Origin of the sequence: Pseudomonas sp. (assembly GCF_030147005.1) — a bacterium.
In the GTDB taxonomy this organism is placed as follows: Bacteria; Pseudomonadota; Gammaproteobacteria; order Pseudomonadales; family Pseudomonadaceae; genus Aquipseudomonas.
Genome location: NZ_JASLAW010000016.1, coordinates 1 through 19,627 on the forward strand (window position 1 = coordinate 1; position 19,627 = coordinate 19,627).

Here is a 19,627-nt window from a genome sequence, read left to right on the forward strand (position 1 = left end):
GGGCTTGCCCTAATGCCAGTCAGTTAAGACAGAACCGGTCACTGTGGCGAGGGAGCTTGCTCCCGCTGGACTGCGTAGCAGTCCCATTTTTGGGGCCGCTTCGCGCCCCAACGGGAGCAAGCTCCCTCGCCACAGGTCGCAGGTTTTTCTGCTTTAGCGCTTAACTGACCGGCATTAGGGCTTGCTCGCCAAAGCGGTGGATCAGTCGATATAGCCGGCGACTGACCCTGCGCTTTCGCGAGCAAGCCCGCTCCCACATGTTTACCGCGCGGTGTCAGGCATATTGCGCGGCGGCATACCCGGATGCCCATGCCCATTGGAAATTGAACCCGCCCAAGTGACCGGTCACATCCAGCACTTCACCGATAAAGTACAACCCAGGGCTTTTCAGCGATTCCATGGTCTTGGACGACACTTCGCGCGTATCCACCCCGCCCAGGGTGACCTCGGCGGTGCGATAGCCTTCCGTGCCCGCCGGTACCAGTTGCCAGTTGCCAAGCTTCTCGGCGATATCGGCGATTTCGGCATGGGTGTACTGTTTCATCGGTTTGGACGCGAACCAGGTGTCCGCCAGCAGGTTGGCCATTTTCTTGGTGAAGATCTCGCCCAGCAGGGTTTTCAACTCGCTGTTGGGGCGCTCGGCCTGTTGCTGTTGCAGCCAGGTGTGGGCGTCGTGGTCGGGCAGCAGGTTGATTGCCACCGTGTCGCCGGGTTCCCAGTAAGAGGAAATTTGCAGGATCGCCGGCCCGCTCAGGCCGCGATGGGTAAACAGGATATTCTCGCGAAAGCTCTGGCCGTTGCAGCTGACCAGGCAATCCACCGAGGTGCCGGACAGCTCGCCGCACAGCTCCTTGAGCTGGTCGGTGATGGTGAACGGCACCAAACCCGCGCGGGTCGGCAGCAGTTCATGACCGAACTGTTTGGCCACTTGATAACCGAAACCGGTGGCGCCGAGGGTTGGAATCGACAGCCCTCCGGTGGCGATCACCAACGATTCGCAACGCAGCTCACCCAGGGTGGTTTGCAGCTGATAGCCGCTGTCGAGCTTGGTGATTTCCTGGATGGCGGTGTCCAGATGCAGGCTCACGCCGGTCTGGATGCATTCATCGAGCAGCATGCCGAGGATGTCGCTGGACTTGTTATCGCAGAACAGCTGGCCGAGTTTCTTTTCGTGGTACGGCACGCCGTGCTTGGCCACCAGCCCGATGAAATCCCACTGGGTATAGCGCGCCAGGGCCGACTTGCAGAAGTGCGCGTTGTGCGAGAGGAAGTTGGCAGGCTCGGTGTACATGTTGGTGAAATTGCAGCGGCCACCACCGGACATCAGGATCTTTTTGCCGGCCTTGTTCGCGTGGTCGATCAGCATCACCTTGCGCCCCCGCCCGGCGGCGGTCAGTGCGCACATCAAGCCTGCGGCGCCGGCGCCAATGATCACAACTTCGGTCGAGCGCAAAACGGTGTCCTCATACAATTTCTGAATTGGGATACAGCCAAATGTGGGAGCGGGCTTGCTCGCCAAAGCCATGTGTCAGTCAACTGATCCGGTGACTGACACACTGCTTTGGCGAGCAAGCCCGCTCCCACAGGGGACTCCATTGGAGACCGTGTTACAGGATCCGCACGCGCAACGAACGGCCTTTGATCTTGCCATCATTCAAACGCTGCAACGCCTGCTTGGCGATGCCGCGTTCAACGGCGACGAATGCCTGGAAGTCAAAGATCGCGATCTTGCCGACCTGGGCGCCGGGGACGCCGGCTTCACCGGTCAATGCGCCAAGAATGTCGCCTGGGCGAACCTTGTCCTTGCGCCCTGCAGCGATGCACAGGGTGCTCATCTGCGGCAGCAGCGGGCCACCGCTCTGCGGCTTGAGGTTGTCCAGCTGGTCCCAGTTCAACGGCGACTTCTGCAGTTGCTCGATGGCTTGGGCACGGTGTGCTTCGGACGGCGCCACCAGGCTGATGGCAATGCCGGTCTCGCCCGCACGACCGGTACGGCCGACACGGTGAATATGGATTTCCGAATCGCGGGCCAGTTCGACGTTGATCACCATGTCCAGCGAGTCAATGTCCAGGCCACGGGCGGCGACATCGGTGGCCACCAGCACCGACGTGCTGCGGTTGGCGAACATCGCCAGCACCTGGTCGCGGTCACGCTGCTCCAGGTCGCCATGCAGGCCGACGGCGGAAATGCCTTTGGCCGTCAGGTGATCCACGGTTTCCTGCACTTGCTGCTTGGTAAAGCAGAACGCCACGCACGAGGCCGGGCGGAAATGCGCCAGCACCTTGGTCACGGCGTCCATGCGCTCTTCCGGCGAGATTTCGTAGAAGCGCTGCTCGATCTGGTCGTCGGAGTGGAATGCTTCGGCTTTCACCTGTTGCGGCGCCCGCATGAACTTGGAGGCCAGCTGCTTGATGCTCACAGGGTAAGTGGCCGAGAACAGCAGGGTCTGGCGGCGTGGCGGGGTCTTGCTGATGATGTCTTCGATGGCGTCGTAGAAGCCCATGTCGAGCATGCGGTCGGCTTCGTCGAGGATCAGCGTGTTCAGACCGTCGAGTACCAGCGAACCTTTGCGCAGGTGCTGCTGGATACGGCCTGGGGTGCCGACGATCACGTGGGCGCCGTGCTCAAGGGAAGCGATCTGCGGGCCGAGGGACACGCCGCCGCACAGGGTCAGCACTTTGATGTTGTCTTCGGCGCGGGCCAGGCGGCGGATTTCCTTGGCCACCTGGTCGGCCAGTTCGCGCGTGGGGCACATCACCAGAGCCTGGCAACCGAAGTAGCGCGGGTTGATCGGGTTCAGCAGGCCGATGCCGAAAGCGGCGGTCTTGCCGCTGCCGGTCTTGGCCTGGGCGATCAGGTCCAGCCCCTTGAGGATCACCGGCAAGCTCTGCGCCTGGATCTGCGTCATCTCGACATAACCCAGCGAGTCGAGGTTAGCCAGCATGGCGGCGGACAGGGGCAAAGTATTAAAAGCGGTGGCGATGGTGGTCACGGGACTGGCTCTGCAAAACAAAATGTCGCGCAGTGTACCAGTCTCGTGGGAATTTCCCTGCAAGTTCTAGACGAGACGCCGCTTAGTGCTCCAGGTCGTGCTCACGGCTGACCACGCGTTTGCCGTCTTTTGGCGACAATTGCAGGAAGATCGCCGCTGCGAGCATGGCCATGATGCCGACCGTGAGGAAGGTCAGCTGGAACGCGCCCAGTACGGTGTTCACCCCATCGTTGCCGGCTTCGGCGGTAAACCCGCCGAGCAGCGCACCGGCGCAGGCCACGCCCAGGCTCAGGGACAGTTGCGCCACCACCGACAGCAAACTGTTGCCGCTGCTGGCCTGGGCGTCGTCGAGGTCGATCAGGGTGACGGTGTTCATCGCGGTAAATTGCAGGGAGTTGATTGCCCCGAGCACCGCCAGCATCCCCAACAGCAGCGGATAAGGGGTTTGCTCGCTGACCAGGCCCATGCTCGCCAGCATCGCGCCCAGGGCCAGGGTGTTGCCGGTGAGCACTACGCGATAACCCAGGCGCTCGATCAACGGCCGGGCGATGGACTTGGCAAACATCGCCGCCGCCGCCAGCGGCAACATGCTCATGCCGGCTTCCGACGGCGAATAACCCAGCGCCACCTGCAGCAGCAACGGCACCAGAAAGGGCAGGGCGCCGCTGCCCAGGCGGGCGAACAGGTTGCCGAGGATGCCCACGGCAAAGGTGCGGGTCTTGAACAGTACCGGCGAGAACAGCGGGTTATCGATATGCCCGGCGCGCAGCCAATACGCCGCCAGGCACGCCAGGCCACCGAACAGCAGCAACATCACCCGCAGGTGCGGCAAGTGCAGTTCGCCCAGGCCCTCCATGGCGATGGTGATCAGCACCATCGCCGCGCCGAACAGCAAAAAACCCAGGCTATCGAAGCGCGTGCGTTCACTGCCGCGCAGGTCGGGGATGAACTTCCACACGGCATAGCAGCCGATCATGCCCACCGGCAGGTTGATCAGGAAGATCCAGTGCCAGGTCAGGTATTGCACCATCCAGCCGCCCATGGTCGGGCCGAGCAACGGGCCGAGCAGGCCGGGAATGGTGATAAAGCCCATGATCCGCACCAGCTCGGAACGGGGATAGGCGCGCAGTACCACCAGCCGCCCGACCGGCAGCATCAGCGCCCCGCCCAGGCCCTGCACCACCCGCGCGCCCACCAGCATGCTCAAGCTGCTGGACAGGGCGCACAACAATGACCCGATGCTGAACAGCAGGATGGCGCCAAAGAAGATTTTCTTGGTGCCGAACCGGTCGGCGATCCAGCCCGACGCCGGGATCAGCAAGGCGACGGTGAGCATGTAGGCGATCACCACGCCCTGCATGCGCAACGGGTTTTCCGCCAGGTCCCGGGCCATGGCCGGCAGCGCCGTGTTGAGGATCGTTCCGTCCAGCGACTGCATGAAGAAGGCAATCGCTACCACCCAGGGTAGCCAGCGGGCGGTCTTGGCGTCGAGAGGGGCACGATTCGGCATGGGAACCCTTTTTTGTTAGCAGGCTATGTGTCGGCGATTATGCGCCATTCGTCGCCCCTTTTCCCACTGGGGGTTCGTCTAAGTCCGACAATGCGGCGTGCTCGCCCACCAGAAAATCCAGCAAGGCGCGATGCACCGCCAGCGCCGCCTCGCGTGATTCCAGGTCGAGCAAATGGCCGGTGTGTTCGGCCACGGCGAAGCTGCTGCGCGCCACGTATTGGCTGAACAGTCGGGCATCGGCGGCGGGGGTGTAGTTGTCCAGCGCACCGTTGAGGAAGTGCACCGGTGTTTCAATCTGCTTGAGCGCCGGCAAGTAGTTGCCATCGCCCATCGCGAGTACCTGATGGATATGAAAGCGCGCCTGGCGATACTCGGTGGTGGCCATGGTCGACAGGTGGCGGTGGTTGTTGCGCTTGAGGCGGGGCGACAGGTATTGGCCGACCGTCTCATTGAGCAGATGGCCGACGGCGGATTTGTCATCGGCCTCGATCAACACACGTACGCGCTCCACATACTCAAGCATCGCCTGGTTGAGATTGGGCGCCAGGGCCATCACCACCGAGCTTTCGATGGACGGCGGGTTATGGGCCAGGGTCAGCAGCGTGGAGATGCCGCCCCACGAGGCCGAGACCAGATGATTGACCGCAAAGCGCTCCACCAGCGCCCGCAGCATCTGCACTTCGTCATCCTTGGTCACCAGGTCGAGGTCGGTGTTGTGTTCACGGGAATAGCCGGAGAAGGGCAGGTCGAACAGCAGCACATTGAAATGCCCGGCCAGGCATTTGCTGGTGCGGGCAAACGAACGCGTGGTGGCCAGTGCGCCGTTGACCAGCAGCACGGTTTTTCTGTGCGGGTCGTTGCCCAGCTGCTCTACGTGGACGTTGTAGTGTTTGTACAGCTTCTCTATGACGAAACTTCCCTGGTTCATCGCTGTAATCCCTGTGGCGTGGCGGTATGCCATTAACCCTTATAACGAGGTTTTTTGCGGGCGACAACAGGCCGCCCCGCGAAGCCGGGGGAGAACAGAATTGACGGTAGGAAGGAGCGCGAGCAGAGGCATGAATCGACACACCTCCCCTGTGGGAGTGGGCTTGCTCCCACAGGGGTTGGCGGTGTTTACAAGGTAAGCGTCAGGCGTTTGACCAGGGCGCCGGGCAGCAGGTTGGAGGCAGTATTGCGCTGGCCGTACGTACTGGGCGACAACAGCAGTTCGCGCTCGGCGGTCAACGCTTCCAATTGTGAACCCAGCAAGCTGTACACGCTGTCATCAAAGCGCATGGTGCTGACCGGTGCCTTGATCTCGCCGTTTTCCACCCAGAACGTGGCGAAGCGCGTCATGCCGGTCAGGCGCGCCGCCGGCAGGTCGGAGTAGTTCAGGTACCACAGGTTGCTGATGTACAACCCGGTGCCCAACTGCTTGAGGATATCGGCCTGGGCCAGGTTGCCGGCGGCCATCTGCAAGGCGCTGGGGGACTCGTCGCTGCCGGCGCCGTTGGCGCCGAGGCCATATTCGGCGGCGCTGCGCGAGTTGACCAATTGGCCGTCGGCGCGGCCGGCCTTGATCAAGGTGACATCACTGCGCGGGTAGCCTTCGGTGGAAAAGGCCTGGCTCAGTGAACCGCTGATCTGCTCGTTCACCGTCACCAGTGGGCTCAGGTGTTGTTCACCGGCATACAAACGTTGCAGCGAGCTGCCTTTGCTGGCGATGGCCTGCGCGGAAAAACCGCCCCAGGTAATGATGCCGATGATTTCTTCCAGCGCCGCCGGAGCGAGGTAGGCGCGGTACTGGCCGGGCGCCAATGCATGCAACGGTCGGCCCAGGAACTCGAGCTGGTCGCGAGCCTGCTGGACGCGCCGGGCGAACTCGGCACTGTCCCAGGTGTGCCCGGCGTAGCTGGCCTTTACCGCTTCGCCATTGGCATGAAACAGGCTGAAGTCGAAGTTGAAGCTATTGGCCTGGTGCCAGCCGAACGCGCCGTCTGAGCTGGCAAAGCCACGACTGATGGGCCCTGCGGCATAGAAACCGACCAGGTCCACGCCTTCTGCGGCCTGGCTGATGTCTTGCAGCACCTGGGGCAGTTCCGGCAGTGGCCGCAGTTGTTCGTTGTGGCTTTGCCAGGCGTTGTGGTTCAGCAACAGGTACGGGTCCGGCGGCAGCAGCGGCAAGGTTTCACGCAACTGTTGCAGGCCCGCGGCGAGGCGTTGGCGGTCCAGTTGCGGGTCACCGGCGAGGGTGATGCCAAGGTCTGCATGGCGACCGTCGCTGATCAGCTTGAGGTTGAGGCTGGCCTGTTGCACCTGGCCGGCCTGGCGTACCTGCGCATGGTTGAAGCGCACGAACTCGGATGCTTCATCCGCATAGCCCATGTGAAAGCGTTCCTGCTCGGTGATGGCCTGCTTGAGCCAGTCCACCAGTGCCTTGAAGTTGTTCATCAGGCGTCTCCCCCGAATACGTCGACATTACTGAACACACACGCCGGCGAAGCATGGCCGACGCGGATCACCTGGTTGGGTTCGCCTTTGCCGCAGTTCGGCGTGCCCAGCACCTTGAAGGTGCCGGCATCGCCCACCGCACTGAGCTTGCGCCAGAATTGCGCGGAAATGGCGCGGTAGTTGGGGTTCTTGACCACGCCCTTGAGTTCACCGTTTTCGATCAGTTGGCCCCATTCGCAGCCGAACTGGAATTTGTTGCGCGCATCGTCGATGGACCACGAGCGGTTGGTGCTCATCAGGATGCCGTGTTCGATACCGCCGATCAGCTGTGCCAGGCTCTGGTCGCCGGCCTCGATATTGAGGTTGGCCATGCGGTCGATCGGTGGGCGATTCCAGCCGCTGGCACGGCTGTTGGCCACACCGCCCAGCCCTGCGCGAAATTGCGACAGCGCGCCGCCCAGCGGCTTGAGCAGCAGCCCTTCGCGGATCAGGAACTGCTTGCTGGCGCGGGTGCCGTCATCGTCATGGCTGTAGCTGGCGAGCTGTTCGGGAATGTCCGGGTCGAACGTCACGTTGAGCAGTTTGGAGCCATATTGCAGATGGCCGAAGTCGCTGGCCTTCACAAAGCTGGTGCCGGCGTAGTTGCGCTCGTCGCCGAGGATGCGGTCCAGCTCCAGCGGGTGGCCGATGGACTCGTGGATCTGCAGGATCATCTGGTCGGGCATCAGCAACAGGTCACGCGGGCCTTGGGGCGTGTTCGGCGCCAGCAGCAGTTGCAGGGCTTCGTCGACGATGCGCGGTGCGGCGCCGATCAGGCCGAAGCGGCTGATTACGTCAAACCCGCCTTGCTGGCCGAAGTTGCTGCCGCCGAGGGTGCGGGTCTGGCTGTCATTGCCATCAAAGGCGGTGACGTTGACGCCAGGGAACACAAAGCGCTGGGCCTGGCGCAGTTCGGCGCCGGCGCTGTTGAGGTAGATCTGTTCCACCGTGTTCTGGCCGAGGCTGACGTCCCAGCTCACCAGGCGCTCATCCTTGGGCACCGCAGCCGACTCATCGCCGAGCAGTTGGTAGCAGTCGCTCAGGGACGGGAAGGGCTGGTCGAAGTCGGGGGACAGGTAGTCGGCAACGTCACTCGACACCGGTTGCTCGCGCAGGTCGAGCAGCGCGTGGGGTTTGATCTGCCGAGCTTGCTGCTCGGCGCGCTCGAGGGCCGCTTGCAACCCGGCAAGGGAAATATCGCAGGTCGCGGCGTAGGCTTCCACGCCGTTCAAACGCACGGTGAGCATGGCGCCTTCGTCATGGCTCAGGTGTGGCGGTTCGGCGACGTTCTTGCGCACCGACAGGTATCGGCCGGATTCGCGGACATAACGCAGGGAGAAGAATTGGGCGGTGGTGCGCAGGGCACCGAAGTGTTTCTTGAGCGTGGCGTGGTGTTCGAACATGGGGCCTTCCTTGTGGGCGGCTCATCGCGGGCAGGCCAACAGAGTAGGCCCGGGCTGGGAAGCTATCAAGGAGCGGCAATCGCCTGTGGCGAGGGAGCTTGCTCGCGCTGGGCTGCATAGCGGCCCCAAAATTCTGGAAGCGCTGCGCACTCCAGCGCGAGCAAGCTCGTTCGCGCTGGGCTGGGTAGCGACCCCAAAATCCTGGGAGCGCTACGAACTCCAGCGCGAGCAAGCTCGTTCGCGCTGGGCTGGGTAGCGGCCCCAAAATCCTGGAAGCGCTGCGCACTCCAGCGCGAGCAAGCTCGTTCGCGCTGGGCTGGGTAGCGGCGCCAAAATTCTGGAAGCGCTGCGCACTCCAACGCGAGCAAGCTCGCTCGCCACTGGGTGAATTAATTACTGCGCCAACGGCCCCACTTCACGCATCGGCTTGCCACGCACCGGGGCATCGCCCGCCACGTAGTAGTCGGCGGTGCTGCGCGGCAGCGGCTGGCGGCCGCGGATCTTGTCGGCGATTTTCTCGGCGATCATGATCGTGGGTGCGTTCAGGTTGCCGGTGGTGATGATCGGCATGATCGAGGCATCGACCACGCGCAGACCCTGCATGCCATGCACGCGCCCTTCGCCATCGACCACCGCCATCTCGTCGGTGCCCATCTTGCACGAGCAGGACGGGTGGAACGCGGTCTCGGCGTGCTCGCGGATGAACGTGTCGAGCTGCTCATCGGTCTGCACATCGATACCTGGGCTGATTTCGCGGCCACGGTACGGGTCCAGCGCCGGCTGCTGCATGATTTCACGGGTCAGGCGGATGCCGTCGCGAAATTCCTGCCAGTCCTGTTCGGTGGCCATGTAGTTGAAGAGAATGCTCGGGTAGTCCCGTGGGTTCTTCGATTTCAACTGCACGCGGCCACGGCTCGGCGAACGCATGGAACCCATGTGCGCCTGGAAACCGTGCTCTTTCACACCGTTGCTGCCGTTGTAGTTAATCGCTACCGGCAGGAAGTGGTACTGGATGTTCGGCCATTCGAACTCTTCACGGGTACGGATAAAACCGCCCGCTTCGAATTGGTTGCTGGCGCCGATACCGGTGCCGTTGAACAGCCACTCGGCACCGATCGCGGGCTGGTTGTACCAGAGCAGCGAGGGGTACAGCGACACCGGCTGGGTGCAGGCGTATTGCAGGTACAGCTCAAGGTGGTCCTGCAGGTTTTCGCCGACGCCTGGCAGGTCGTGCACCACCGGGATGTCGAGGCTTTCCAGCAGTTTGGCCGGGCCCACGCCGGAGCGTTGCAGCAGTTGCGGCGAAGCGATTGCGCCGCTGCACACCAGTACTTCTTTGCGCGCACGGGCTTCAACGCGCTCTTCGGCGGCGCCGATCAGGTAACGCACGCCGACCGCACGCTTGCCTTCGAACAACACTTTGTCGGTGAGGGCGTGGGTGACGATGGTCAGCGTCGAACGTTTTTTGGCGGTGTCCAGGTAACCGCGCGCGGTGCTGGCGCGACGGCCGTTCGGCGTGACGGTACGGTCCATCGGGCCGAAGCCTTCCTGCTGGTAGCCGTTCAAGTCTTCGGTACGCGGGTAACCGGCCTGCACGCCGGCTTCGACCATGGCGTGGAACAATGGGTTGTTGCCCGCTTTCGGCGTGGTCACGCTGACCGGACCATCGCCGCCGTGCCAATCGTTCGGGCCGATGTCACGGGTTTCGGCTTTGCGGAAGTACGGCAGGCAGTCCAGGTAGGTCCAGTCTTCCAGACCCGGCAGCTTCGACCAGTTGTCGTAGTCCATGGCATTGCCGCGGATGTAGCACATGCCGTTGATCAGGGAAGAACCGCCCAGGCCCTTGCCGCGACCGCATTCCATCCGGCGCCCGTCCATATGCGGCTCTGGATCGGTTTCATAGGCCCAGTTGTAGCGGCGGCCTTGCAGCGGGAACGCCAGGGCGGCCGGCATCTGGGTACGGAAGTCGAGGCGGTAGTCCGGGCCACCGGCCTCCAGCAACAGGACGGTGACGCCCTCGTCTTCGGTCAGACGGGTCGCCAGGGTGTTACCGGCGGAGCCGGCACCCACAATGATGTAGTCGTATTCTTGGGACATTGAATGCACCCTCGTAAAATGGGTTCAGGCTGTTTTTGTGGCGAGGGAGCTCGCTCCCGCTCGACTGCGCAGCAGTCGCAAAATCAGCGCTCGAGTTCTGTCTGAAAGAACTGCAGGGTCTGGAATGGGGCTGCTTCGCAGCCCAGCGGGAGCAAGCTCCCTCGCCACAGTGGGCATTCCAGACTCGTTGGGGGGTCAGAACACCGAGGCGTAGTCGCCCAGCTCAACCTGAACCGACTTGATGCGGGTGAAGTTGTTCAGCGAGCTGATGCCGTTCTCACGGCCGACACCGGATTGCTTGTAGCCGCCGACCGGCATCTTGGCGTCGGACTCGCCCCAGGCGTTGATCCAGCAGATACCCGCTTCCAACTGGTGAATGACGCGGTGAGCGCGGTTCAGGTCCTTGGTGACCAGGCCCGCAGCCAGGCCGAAGTCGGTGTCGTTGGCGCGACGGATCACTTCTTCTTCGGTTTCGTAGGTGAGGATGCTCATCACCGGGCCGAAGATTTCTTCACGCACGATCACCATCTCGTCGGTGCAGTCGGTGAACACGGTCGGGGCCACGTAGGCGCCTTTGGCCAGTTCGCCGTCGGTCAGGCGGTTGCCGCCGCACAGCAGGCGTGCGCCTTGCTCTTTGCCCTTGGCGATGTAGCCCAGCACGCTTTCCATATGGGCGAAGCTGACCAGTGGGCCGAAGTTGGTGTTGTCGTCTTGCGGGTCGCCCACACGGATGCGCGCAACACGTTCGAGAATCTTGGCTTCGAACGCCGCTTGCAGGTGCTTGGGCACGAACACGCGAGTGCCGTTGGTGCAGACCTGGCCGGAGCTGTAGAAGTTGGCCATCATCGCGATGTCGGCGGCGCGATCCAGGTCGGCGTCTTCGAACACGATCAGCGGCGACTTGCCGCCCAGTTCCATGGTCACTTCCTTGAGCGAGGAGCTCGAAGCGCTGGCCATGACTTTCTTGCCGGTATCGGTGCCGCCGGTGAACGAGACTTTCTCGATGCGCGGGTGCTCGGTCAACCAGGTGCCGACTTCACGGCCGCTGCCGGTCAAGACGTTGAACACACCGGCTGGAACGCCGGCCTCGGTGTAGATCTCGGCCAGTTTCAGGGTGGTCAGCGAGGTGACTTCGCTTGGCTTGAAGATCATCGCGTTACCGGCGGCCAGGGCCGGTGCGGATTTCCACAGGGCGATCTGGATCGGGTAGTTCCACGCGCCGATACCGGCGACCACGCCCAGCGGCTCGCGGCGGGTGTAGACAAAGGAGGTGTCGCGCAGCGGAATCTGCTCGCCTTCGATGGCGGGCACCAGGCCGGCGTAGTATTCCAGCACGTCGGCGCCGGTGACGATGTCGACGTATTTGGTTTCGGAGAAAGCTTTGCCGGTGTCCAGGGTTTCCAGGGCGGCCAGCTCATCGTTGCGCTCGCGCAGAATGTCGACCGCACGGCGCAGGATGCGCGAACGCTCCATGGCGGTCATGGCGGCCCAGATCTTCTGGCCTTTTTCAGCGCTGACCACGGCACGTTCAACGTCATCGAACGTTGCGCGTTGCACTTGGGCGAGAACTTCACCGTTAGCCGGGTTGATGGCTTCGAAGGTGGCATCGCTGCCAGCGTCGCTGTAGCCGCCGTCAATGTAGAGTTTTTGCAGGTCGAAACGGGCCATAAAGTCCTCGCAAGTGCATAAGTGGTTGGCGTTACCCGCTGAACAATGGGCCATGGAATGTGGCGACACTGAGCGGCGGACGTTCAGGGGTTGAGCGTTTATAGGTGCTCTAACTCACCTGCTTGGCCAATTGGAAATCCATGTAGTCGTAAGCGATCCGTTGCGCCTGCTCCGTATCGAAAGCGTCTCCCGACAGGGCACCGCGCAACCACAAACCGTCGATCAGGGCCGCCAGGCCTCGAGCTGCGCTGCGAGCCTCGGGTAACGGCATCGCACGGCGGAACTGGCAGCACAGGTTGGAATACAGGCGGTGATCGTTGATCCGCTGCAACCTGTGCAAAGACGGGTGATGCATGCTGGAGGCCCAGAAGGCCAACCAGGTTTTCATTGCCGGGCCGTTGACCTGGCTGGCGTCGAAGTTGCCTTCGATGATCACCCGAAGATGCGCCCGTGGGCTGTCATCGTTCAGGGCACGCCTGCGTTCCTGGACGTTCTCGATCAGCGCGTTCATCAGGTGACGCATGGTTGCTGCGATCAGGCCGTTCTTGTCCTGAAAGTAATGACTGATGATGCCATTCGAGACTCCCGCCAGACGGGCGATCAGCGCAATGCTGGCGTCTCCCATCCCAACCTGATCGATGGCCGTCAAGGTGGCTTCGATCAACTGTTGGCGGCGTATGGGTTGCATACCGACCTTGGGCATGTAGCACCTCTCCTTTGGCCTGCCGACAGGCGATCCACGACCGTCGGCTTGAGGGCCAGTCTATTTTGTTTTGATTGAACGTTCAATCAACAAAGAATAAGCTCTGCGACAAATGGTCGCTGCCTACGGATATTTCCTACCTGCGGACGGCGACCTCTGACACCTGCAAAACCCTTGAACACCCCGAGCCACGGCATCGGCGGGGTTCAGGAATTTTCGGGCTGTCTTTATAACACCCGTCCGTCGACTGCCGAAAAATCGATGCCCCGGGATAACCGTTGCCTTGTGTTTCTCTCTCGCACTGCCTGGAGCATCTGCGCCATGAGTTCTGCCTCTCTTATAAAGACCCCGCCGGAAAAGGTACGGGTCAACGGTTGGGTGTTCTACACCTCCACCGCGTTGATTTTGTTGTTGACCGCCATTCTGATCATCGCCCCGCAGGAGGCCGGGCGCATGCTCGGCGTCGCCCAGGCCTGGCTGTCAAAAAGCTTCGGCTGGTACTACATGGTGGTCATCGCCGCCTACCTGGTGTTTGTGGTCGGCCTGGCGTTTTCGTCCTATGGCAAATTGAAACTGGGCAACAAGGACGACACCCCGGACTTCAGCTACGGCGCCTGGGCCGGCATGCTGTTTTCGTCGGGCATCGGCATTTCGCTGCTGTACTTCGGCGCCTCCGAGCCCCTGGACCACTACTTCAACCCGCCCGAAGGCGCGGCTGCCAGCGGCAGCGCGGCGCGTCAGGCGCTGCAACTGACATTCCTGCACTGGGGCCTGCACGGCTGGGCGATCTACGCGCTGGTCGGCCTGGCCGTGGCGTACTTCGCGTACCGCCATAACCAGCCGCTGGCCTTGCGTTCGGCGCTGTACCCGCTGGTGGGCGAGCGCTGGGTAAAAGGCGCGGCCGGCCATGCGGTGGACGGTTTCGGCATGTTCGTCACCTTGCTCGGCCTGGTGACCAACCTGGGAATCGGTTCGATGCAGGTGTCGTCCGGGCTGGAAAACCTGTTCGGCATGGCGCACAGCAACACCAACCTGCTGATCGTGATCATCGTGATGAGCACCGTGGCGACCATCGCCGCTGTGTCGGGCGTGGAGAACGGCATTCGCCGCCTGTCCAACCTCAACATCGTATTGTTCAGCGGCTTGCTGATCTTCGTGCTGCTGTTCGGCCCCACCCTGCACCTGCTCAACGGCCTGGTGCAAAACACCGGTGACTACCTCAACGGTATCGTGCTGAAAACCTTCGACCTGTATGTGTACGAAGGCGACGGTGCCAAGACCGAGCGCTGGATGGGCCTGTGGACCCTGTTCTACTGGGCCTGGTGGATCTCCTGGGCGCCATTCGTGGGCATGTTCATTGCGCGCATTTCCCGTGGCCGCACCGTGCGCGAGCTGGTCGCCGGCGTGCTGCTGATCCCGCTGGGCTTCACCCTGGCGTGGCTGTCGATCTTCGGTAACTCGGCATTGGACCTGGTGCTGAACCATGGCGCGGTGGAGCTGGGCAAGACCGCGCTGGAGCAACCCTCCATGGCGATCTACCAGCTGCTCGAGCATTACCCGGCTTCGAAAATCGTCATTGGTGTGTCGATCTTCGTGGGCTTCGTGCTGTTCCTGACGCCGGCCGATTCCGGCGCGGTGATGATGGCCAACCTGTCGTGCACAGGCGGCAACGTTGATGAAGATGCGCCGCACTGGCTGCGGATCTTCTGGTCGGCGGTGATCACCCTGGTGACCATCGGCCTGCTGTTCGCGGGTAACTTCGAAGCCATGCAAACCATGGTGGTGCTGGCGGGGCTGCCGTTCTCGGTGGTGCTGATTTTCTTCATGTTCGGTTTGCACAAGGCCATGCGCCAGGATGTGGCCATCGAACAGGAGCAGGCGCAGTTGGCTGAACGCGGCCGTCGTGGTTTCAGCGAGCGCTTGACCGCGCTGGACCTGCAACCGAGCCAGGCCACCGTGCAACGCTTTATGGACAAGCACGTAACGCCGGCGCTGGAAGAAGCCGCGACCGCGCTGCGTGAGCAGGGTTTGCACGTGCAGACCTTGCTGGGCAGATCCAAGCGCTGCATCGGTGTGCGGATCGAGATGGAAGAGGGCAACCCGTTTGTCTACGAGGTCAGCCTGGACGCTTATTCTTCGGCGCCTGATGACTTGCCCGAGGAGGAGCGCACGCGTTACTACCGTGCTGAGGTGTACCTGCACAACGGGCCTCAGGAATACGACCTGATGGGCTTCACCCAGGAGCAGATCACCCGGGATGTGCTCGATCAGTTTGAAAGCCATCGGCAGCTCCTTGGCCGGGTTTATAGCTGATAGCTGAAATGGCCGGCGCTTTCACTGGCGCCGCTTGATTAATGTGAAAACAGATCAAAATGTGAGAGCGGGCTTGCTCGCGAATGCAGCGTCTCAGTCAGTACACCTGTGACTGATCCACCGCATTCGCGAGCAAGCCCGCTCCCACATTGACGCAGCTCCTTCAATGGGCCTTAGCCCAGGTTCTTGCCTAGCAAGGCATGGTAAAGCTCGCTGTCCCCCAGTATCCCCACCACCTTGTCGTTGTCGTGCAGCACCAGCTTGTTCCCGGTCTGGTAGCGAATCTGCAACGCGTCGCGCATGCCGATATTGGAGTCCACCAACGTCGGCACGCGGCCCAGCCCTTCCACGGCTTGCCCAGGTGCCCAGTTCTGCAGGTTCATCGTCACGCCGTTCTGCCGCGCGCCCTTGATGGTGTTGCCTTCGGCCAGGTCCAGCCAGGAGTCGCCGCCTGGGTCCAGGCATACCGAGCCGTTCACGCGCGTGCAGTTGTCCAGCGTGCGCATCAGGCTGCGGCCGCACAGCACGTTCAGCGGATTGGTGTGGGCGACGAAGGTGCGCACATAGTCGTCCGCGGGGTTCAGCACGATCTCTTCCGGCACGCTGTACTGGATGATCTTGCCGTCTTTCATGATCGCGATGCGGCTGCCGAGCTTGAGGGCTTCGTCGAGGTCGTGGCTGACGAATACGATGGTTTTGCTCAGCTTGCGTTGCAGCTCCAGCAGCTCATCCTGCAGGCCTTGGCGAATCAACGGGTCGAGGGCGGAGAAGGGTTCGTCCATCAGCAGGATATCGGCGTCCATCGCCAACGCACGGGCCAGGCCCACGCGTTGCTGCATGCCGCCCGAGAGCTCATCGGGCTTCTTGTTGCGCCATTGGCTCAGGCCCACCAGTTCGAGTTTTTCGTCGACCAGCGTGCGCCGTTCCTTTTCCGGGCGGCCCTGCATTTCCAGGCCGAAGCTGATGTTCTCGCGCACCGTCAGCCAGGGCATCAGGGCAAACTTCTGGAACACCATGGCGATGCGTTTGGTGCGCATCATTTTCAGCTCGGCGGGCGTGCAGGACGCGATGTCGATCTGGCGGCCTTCATGTTCCACGAACAGCTGACCACGGCTGACGGTGTTGAGGCCGTTGATGCAGCGCAGCAGGCTTGATTTGCCGGAGCCCGACAGGCCCATCAGCACACAGATTTCGCCTTTCTCGACATCCAGGCTGGCCTTTTCGACGCCGACAATCTGCCCGGTCTTTTTCAGAATTTCATTGCGGCTCATGCCCTGGTCCAGCAGCTTGAGCGCTTCACGTGGGTCTTTGGAAAAGATCACGTCGACTTTGTCGAATCGGATAATGCTCATGCATCACCCCCTACTTTAGCGTCGGGTTGTTTGCAGATACGGTCGAGCATGATGGCCAGCAACACGATCGCCAGTCCGGCTTCAAAGCCCAGGGCGATGTCAGCGGTGTTCAGTGCGTTGACCACCGGCTTGCCGAGGCCATCGGCGCCGACCAGCGCCGCGATCACCACCATCGACAACGACAGCATGATGCATTGGGTAATACCGGCGGCAATGCTCGGCATGGCGTAGGGCAGCTCGATGCGCGAGAGCAACTGGCGGCGCGAGCAGCCAAAGGCTTTGCCCGCGTCCATCAGCTCCTGCGGTACATCGCGGATACCCAGGTAAGTCAGGCGGATGGGCGCGGCAATCGCGAACACCACCGTGGAAATCAGTCCGGGCACCACACCCAGCCCGAAGAGGGTCAGGGTAGGGATGAGGTAGACGAAGGTCGGTACGGTCTGCATCAGATCGAGTACCGGCCGCATCATGGTGTAGAACACCGGCTTGTGCGCGGCAACAATGCCCAGCGGCACGCCGATGACCACGCAGACCAGGGTGGCGAACAGCACCTGGGCGAGGGTTTCCATGGTTTCCTGCCAGTACCCCAGGTTGAGGATCAGCAGGAAGGAGGCGATGACAAAGACCGTCAGGCCCCATTTACGTTGGATAAAGTGAGCCAGCAGCGCAATCAGACCGATCAATGCCAGCGGATTGAACCAGGTCAGCGCAAACGTCACGCCGTGGATCATCGTTTCCAGTGTCGATGCGATTGCGTCGAAGTAGTTGGCACCGTGTTGGGTCAACCAGTCGACGAAGGCAGCGATGTACTGGCCTAGTGGGATTTTCTGTTCAGTCAGCATGGTAGTGAATGTCCACATGCGAGGAGGGAAACATCCCGGAGCAGCGCACCGCTCCGGGGTCAGCGGGTGCTATTTGGCGAGGTAGGCTTTGACGGCATCCAGGCCGGGTTGGCCATCAACGGTGGTGACACCCGCCAGCCAGGTGTCGAGGACCTGCGGGTTCTTCTGCAGCCAGGCCTTGGCGGCAGCATCGGGCTTCATCTTGTCGTCCAGGACATTGCCCATCAGGGTGCTTTCCATGTCCAGCGTGAACACCAGGTTTTTCAGCAGCTGGCCGACGTTGCTGCATTCCTGGGTGTAGCCCTTGCGGGTGTTGGTGTAGATGGTGGCCTGGCCGTAGTTGGGGCCGAACGAATCGTCACCCCCGGTCAGGTACTTCATCTTGAAACGGGTGTTCATCGGGTGCGGTTCCCAGCCGAGGAACACGATGGCCTGGCTGCGCTTGGTGGCGCGATCAACCTGGGAGAGCATGCCGGCTTCGCTGGACTCGACCACTTTGAAACCGGCGGTTTTGAGGCCGAAGGCGTCTTTGTCGATCAGCGTCTGGATGGTGCGGTTGCCGTCGTTGCCAGGCTCGATGCCGTAGATCTTGCCGCCCAGCTCATCCTTGAATTTGGCGATGTCGGCGAAGTCTTTCAGACCCTTGTCATACAGCGCTTCGGGGACCGCCAGGGTGTACTTGGCGTTCTCCAGGTTGGCGCGCACGGTTTCCACTGTGCCGGCCTCGCGGTACTGCTTGATGTCGTTTTCCATGGTCGGCATCCAGTTGCCGAGGAAGATGTCCATGTTCTTGCCGTCAGCCAGGGACTTGTAGGTCACAGGTACCGAAATCATCGTGGTGCGCGGCTTGTAGCCCAGGCCCTTGAGGATTTCGCTGGTGGTCGCGGTCGTGACGGTGATGTCGGTCCAGCCGACATCGGAGAAGTTGACGGTCTTGCATTGTTCCGGTTCAGCAGCGTTTGCCAGTACCGGCAGACTCAACATGGCGGCCAACAACAACGAGGGTGAAGCTTTCATAAGGCTAGACTCCTGTGTTTTTTCTGGCGGCATTTGCCGCGCTTTATAAGTGTTGCGGTTGGAGCGTGCGACAACAGCTCTGGCACGGCGCCTTGCAAACGAGTCGGCCTTGATCATGTACCAGTGAAAATCTGACGCCTACAGGGGGCGTCGTATCCAGTACAGGGAGGGTCGCATCCAGTACCGATGACGTCGCTTACAGACTTATCTGAAGGTAAAACCGCTGTTTTTATCCCTCTGCGCCGCAAAAAACGGCCAAAACAGGCCATTACACGCGAGCGACGCTGGTGAGCATGGATGCGTCGGTGTGAGACGCCGTGAGCAGCCACAAAAGCTTGATGATGCGGCCATCTGGGCGATCTGAGCGTAGCACCTCGTTCAAGCCTGGCCGTGCTTATCGAGGAGTTCTACCGCAATGGCTATCAGTGTTTTCGACCTGTTCAAGATCGGCATCGGGCCTTCGAGTTCTCACACTGTCGGCCCCATGCGCGCCGCGGCGTTGTTCGTTCAAGGTTTGCGCGAGCGTGATCTGTTGGAACAGGTTCGGCGTGTTGAAGTGCAACTCTACGGCTCCCTGTCGGCCACCGGTATCGGCCATGGCAGCGACACCGCCACCATCATGGGCCTGATGGGCGAGTGGCCGGACGCAATCGACCCGTCGCAGATCGGGGTGCGCATTCACACGCTGCGCGAAACCGACACCTTGTTGCTCGACGGTCGTTTGCCGGTGCCCTTCGTATGGTCACGGGACATGCGGCTGCTCGACGAAAACCTGCCGTTTCACCCCAACGCCATGACCCTGGTGGTGTTCGATGATAACGGCGAATTGCACCGCGACACCTATTACTCCGTGGGCGGTGGTTTTGTGGTGGATGAAGCCCAGGCCCAGAGCGGCGTGGCGGACATGGATCGCACCGAACTGCCGTATGACTTTTCCAGCGCCGCAGAGCTGTTGCAACTGTGCAAAACCCATAACCTGCGCGTCGCCGAGCTGATGCTGGCGAACGAAAAAACCTGGCGCTCGGAGGAAGAAATCCGCAGCGGCCTGATGAAGCTCTGGCGCGCCATGCAGGACTGCGTGGAGCAGGGCCTCAAGCACGAAGGCATTCTGCCCGGCGGCCTCAATGTGCGCCGCCGCGCCGCCAAGCTACACCGCAGCCTGCAGGAACTGGGCAAACCGAACGTGATCGGTTCGACCTTGAGCGCCATGGAATGGGTCAACCTGTTCGCCTTGGCGGTCAATGAAGAAAATGCCGC

14 protein-coding genes are annotated in these 19,627 nt (G+C 61.8%); 2 read left to right on the forward strand and 12 right to left on the reverse strand.

The features are described from left to right. Positions 1-274: 274 nt before the first annotated feature. The 9 genes from Q1V60_RS00935 to betI form a co-directional block, all read right to left on the reverse strand. Positions 275-1,453, reverse strand: a complete 1,179-nt coding sequence (locus Q1V60_RS00935; RefSeq protein WP_300626795.1) for an NAD(P)/FAD-dependent oxidoreductase — start codon at positions 1,451-1,453, stop codon at positions 275-277. A 154-nt stretch (positions 1,454-1,607) separates the two neighbouring features. Further along, positions 1,608-2,945 carry an ATP-dependent RNA helicase DbpA gene (gene dbpA, locus Q1V60_RS00940; protein ID WP_300626807.1) on the reverse strand — a complete coding sequence of 446 codons (1,338 nt, stop codon included), beginning with the start codon at positions 2,943-2,945 and terminating at the stop codon, positions 1,608-1,610. 130 nt (positions 2,946-3,075) lie between these two features. Next, positions 3,076-4,503, reverse strand: coding sequence for a multidrug transporter subunit MdtD (gene mdtD, locus Q1V60_RS00945; RefSeq protein WP_300626796.1), 1,428 nt, complete (start codon positions 4,501-4,503; stop codon positions 3,076-3,078). 37 nt (positions 4,504-4,540) lie between these two features. Continuing rightward, positions 4,541-5,431, reverse strand: coding sequence for an alpha/beta hydrolase (locus Q1V60_RS00950; protein WP_300626797.1), 891 nt, complete (start codon positions 5,429-5,431; stop codon positions 4,541-4,543). Between the two features lie 188 nt (positions 5,432-5,619). After that, complete coding sequence (locus Q1V60_RS00955) at positions 5,620-6,936, reverse strand: TldD/PmbA family protein (RefSeq protein WP_300626798.1); 1,317 nt, start codon at positions 6,934-6,936, stop codon at positions 5,620-5,622. After that, the gene (locus tag Q1V60_RS00960; protein WP_300626799.1) at positions 6,936-8,378 is read right to left on the reverse strand and encodes a TldD/PmbA family protein; all 1,443 of its coding nucleotides are present in this window, start codon (positions 8,376-8,378) and stop codon (positions 6,936-6,938) included. The genes Q1V60_RS00955 and Q1V60_RS00960 overlap by 1 nt, the downstream gene beginning before the upstream one ends. 393 nt (positions 8,379-8,771) lie before the next feature. Then, positions 8,772-10,475, reverse strand: a complete 1,704-nt coding sequence (gene betA / locus Q1V60_RS00965) for a choline dehydrogenase (protein ID WP_300626800.1) — start codon at positions 10,473-10,475, stop codon at positions 8,772-8,774. A gap of 195 nt (positions 10,476-10,670) precedes the next feature. Next, positions 10,671-12,143: a betaine-aldehyde dehydrogenase gene (betB, locus tag Q1V60_RS00970; protein ID WP_300626801.1), complete on the reverse strand. Its 1,473-nt coding sequence runs from the start codon at positions 12,141-12,143 to the stop codon at positions 10,671-10,673. 109 nt (positions 12,144-12,252) lie between these two features. Next, on the reverse strand, positions 12,253-12,846 hold the full coding sequence (betI, locus tag Q1V60_RS00975; protein WP_300626802.1) for a transcriptional regulator BetI: 594 nt from the start codon (positions 12,844-12,846) through the stop codon (positions 12,253-12,255). Between the two features lie 378 nt (positions 12,847-13,224). On the opposite strand from betI, the gene Q1V60_RS00980 reads away from it, so the two are divergent. After that, the gene (locus tag Q1V60_RS00980) at positions 13,225-15,159 is read left to right on the forward strand and encodes a BCCT family transporter (RefSeq protein WP_300626808.1); all 1,935 of its coding nucleotides are present in this window, start codon (positions 13,225-13,227) and stop codon (positions 15,157-15,159) included. 173 nt (positions 15,160-15,332) lie between these two features. Here the strand turns inward: Q1V60_RS00980 and choV are convergent, their stop codons facing one another. The 3 genes from choV to Q1V60_RS00995 form a co-directional block, all read right to left on the reverse strand. Continuing rightward, on the reverse strand, positions 15,333-16,511 hold the full coding sequence (gene choV / locus Q1V60_RS00985) for a choline ABC transporter ATP-binding protein (RefSeq protein ID WP_300626803.1): 1,179 nt from the start codon (positions 16,509-16,511) through the stop codon (positions 15,333-15,335). Then, complete coding sequence (choW, locus tag Q1V60_RS00990) at positions 16,508-17,353, reverse strand: choline ABC transporter permease subunit (RefSeq protein WP_300626804.1); 846 nt, start codon at positions 17,351-17,353, stop codon at positions 16,508-16,510. The genes choV and choW overlap by 4 nt, the downstream gene beginning before the upstream one ends. A 69-nt stretch (positions 17,354-17,422) precedes the next feature. Then, the gene (locus Q1V60_RS00995) at positions 17,423-18,370 is read right to left on the reverse strand and encodes a choline ABC transporter substrate-binding protein (RefSeq protein WP_300626805.1); all 948 of its coding nucleotides are present in this window, start codon (positions 18,368-18,370) and stop codon (positions 17,423-17,425) included. A gap of 415 nt (positions 18,371-18,785) precedes the next feature. Between Q1V60_RS00995 and Q1V60_RS01000 the strand changes: the two genes are divergently transcribed. Then, the coding region (locus Q1V60_RS01000) for a serine dehydratase beta chain (RefSeq protein WP_300626806.1) at positions 18,786-19,627 on the forward strand (842 nt) is incomplete at its 3' end.

Coding starts and splice junctions, on each gene's coding strand:
- dbpA (WP_300626807.1), bottom strand. CDS start 2,945: ATGCTGGCTAACCTCGACTCGCTGGGTTATGTCGAGATGACGCAGATC.
- mdtD (WP_300626796.1), bottom strand. CDS start 4,503: ATGCCGAATCGTGCCCCTCTCGACGCCAAGACCGCCCGCTGGCTACCC.
- Q1V60_RS00950 (WP_300626797.1), bottom strand. CDS start 5,431: ATGAACCAGGGAAGTTTCGTCATAGAGAAGCTGTACAAACACTACAAC.
- Q1V60_RS00955 (WP_300626798.1), bottom strand. CDS start 6,936: ATGAACAACTTCAAGGCACTGGTGGACTGGCTCAAGCAGGCCATCACC.
- Q1V60_RS00960 (WP_300626799.1), bottom strand. CDS start 8,378: ATGTTCGAACACCACGCCACGCTCAAGAAACACTTCGGTGCCCTGCGC.
- betA (WP_300626800.1), bottom strand. CDS start 10,475: ATGTCCCAAGAATACGACTACATCATTGTGGGTGCCGGCTCCGCCGGT.
- betB (WP_300626801.1), bottom strand. CDS start 12,143: ATGGCCCGTTTCGACCTGCAAAAACTCTACATTGACGGCGGCTACAGC.
- betI (WP_300626802.1), bottom strand. CDS start 12,846: ATGCCCAAGGTCGGTATGCAACCCATACGCCGCCAACAGTTGATCGAA.
- choV (WP_300626803.1), bottom strand. CDS start 16,511: ATGAGCATTATCCGATTCGACAAAGTCGACGTGATCTTTTCCAAAGAC.
- choW (WP_300626804.1), bottom strand. CDS start 17,353: ATGCTGACTGAACAGAAAATCCCACTAGGCCAGTACATCGCTGCCTTC.
- Q1V60_RS00995 (WP_300626805.1), bottom strand. CDS start 18,370: ATGAAAGCTTCACCCTCGTTGTTGTTGGCCGCCATGTTGAGTCTGCCG.